General features: G+C 37.3%; 2 protein-coding genes. Both read left to right on the forward strand.

Features of this window, described 5'->3' with window-relative positions; genetic code table 11:
* Positions 1–25 precede the first annotated feature (25 nt).
* Positions 26–1,120 carry an amidohydrolase gene (locus tag AB0I81_RS63940; RefSeq protein ID WP_360680675.1) on the forward strand — a complete coding sequence of 365 codons (1,095 nt, stop codon included), beginning with the start codon at positions 26–28 and terminating at the stop codon, positions 1,118–1,120.
* A gap of 75 nt (positions 1,121–1,195) precedes the next feature.
* On the forward strand, positions 1,196–1,969 hold the full coding sequence (locus tag AB0I81_RS63945) for a type ISP restriction/modification enzyme (RefSeq protein ID WP_300697143.1): 774 nt from the start codon (positions 1,196–1,198) through the stop codon (positions 1,967–1,969).
* The last annotated feature ends 48 nt before the right edge of the window (positions 1,970–2,017 follow it).

Genomic DNA, 2,017 nt, shown 5'->3' on the forward strand with positions numbered 1-2,017 from the left:
GCCTTCGACAATCCCTGCGCGCTTCGTGATCGCGCCCTCGCGACCCTGTCGCACCACTCGATCCCGGTCGCCATCGCCGCGGAGGCTTATCGGAAAGGGATTTGGAATCATCGTTGATATTGAAGGTGGAAAATCCGGAAAAACTCTTGCGTTGAGAGCAGACTTTGATGCTCTTGCTATTTTTGAAGATAATGATTTAAGTTTTAAATCGGTCAATCCAGGAGTAATGCATGCCTGTGGACACGATGCACATACTGCATATTTGATGGTACTTGCTAGAGAACTAGTAAAAATAAAACAAGAACTTCCGGGAAGAGTTAGAATTGTCCATCAACCAGCAGAGGAAGTATCTCCTGGTGGTGCCAAAGGTATGATTAAAGCAGGAGCTCTTGACGGTGTCGATAATATGATCGGGGTTCATGTGATGACTACAATTAAAACAGGGGTCATTGCCTATCATAATAAAGAAACTCAAACGGGACGTTCTAATTTCACCATTACAATCAAAGGAAACGGAGGTCACGCTTCTATGCCACAATTAAGTAATGATGCAATAGTAGCCGCTAGTTACTTTGTAACTGAACTCCAAACAGTAATTTCAAGAAGAATAGATCCATTTGACATGGGTACTGTAACTATTGGATCATTTGATGGAGCAGGAAGTTTTAATGCTATACAAGATAAAGTAGTGTTAAAAGGGGATGTTCGGATGATGAAAGAAACAACTAGAAAAGTCATCCGAGACCAAGTGAAACAAATTGCTAAAGGCGTTGGAGTAACCTTTGGGGTTGAAGTGATTGTAGATTATGACGATAACTATCCTGTACTCTTTAATTCAGAAAATCTCACTCACTTTGTAGTTGACAGCTTAAAAGATCAGAATATTTCAGAAGTCAATAATATAGTCGATTTAGGACCACAAAATCCTTCTGAAGATTTTTCATATTATGGGCAAGTTGTACCAAGTACTTTCTTTTACATTGGTGCACAGCCTGAAGACGGCGGAAATTATCCCCATCATAGCCCTTTATTTAAAATGAATGAGAAAAGTATTTTAATCGCGGCTAAAGCAGTTGCAACTGTAACTATAAACTATCTATTTTTCAATAAAAAAATGTAGATTTACAAATAGCAAGATTTGTAGCTAAAGTTGCTCCTTCGTTATTTAATAAACTTATAAAAATATTTCTATCCTCTGTCCAGAAAAAGGTTGTATTATGGACGAGATTTAATTCACCGTCCGTCAAACTACGATACTGCGATGTCACTTAATGACAAGGTTTTGTATGTGTCCACAAATTCCGAGTTCTCTGTCTTGATGACAAATAACGTTCCAGAATATGCGTTGCTTACGTCCGGTAAAGGTTTTTTGAAGAATTTGGAAGATACGACAGGGCTTCTTGACGTTAAATATGACAATGTAGTAGGCAATTATGATATTGATAAGGCTGACATTGTTTATTATGTGTATGGTTTGCTTCATTCACCCGAATATCGGGATATGTATGCCAATGATTTAAAAAAGAGCTTGGCGCGGATTCCGCTAGTCCGAAATAAAGAAGCGTTTATTCGGATTGGAAAGGAGTTATCTAATCTGCATCTGAATTACGAGAAACAAGTGTCATACCCTGGAGTGACGGTGTCAGTTAGCTCTGATGATTATAAAGTGACTAAGATGAAACATCCTAAAAAAGGAGCCTTAGACACTATTATTTTCAATAATTCAATAACTATCTCGAACATACCAGAGAAAGCTTATGAGTATGTGGTTAGTGGAAGGCCAGCTATCGAATGGATTATTGATCAATATCAAGTAAAAACAGATAAAAAATCAGGAATAACGGATGATCCTAACGAATTTAGTGATAATCCTAAATATATTTTGAACCTCTTATTATCCGTTATTACAGTAAGTATGCGAACCCTTGAATTAATTGAGGAATTACCAGAATTTGAAATTCAAGAATAATATAGGGTCTATAATTATATAATGGCCCCTAGGAAATACCATTAAAAC

Source organism: Nonomuraea sp. NPDC050404, assembly GCF_040655495.1.
In the GTDB taxonomy this organism is placed as follows: domain Bacteria; phylum Actinomycetota; class Actinomycetes; order Streptosporangiales; family Streptosporangiaceae; genus Nonomuraea.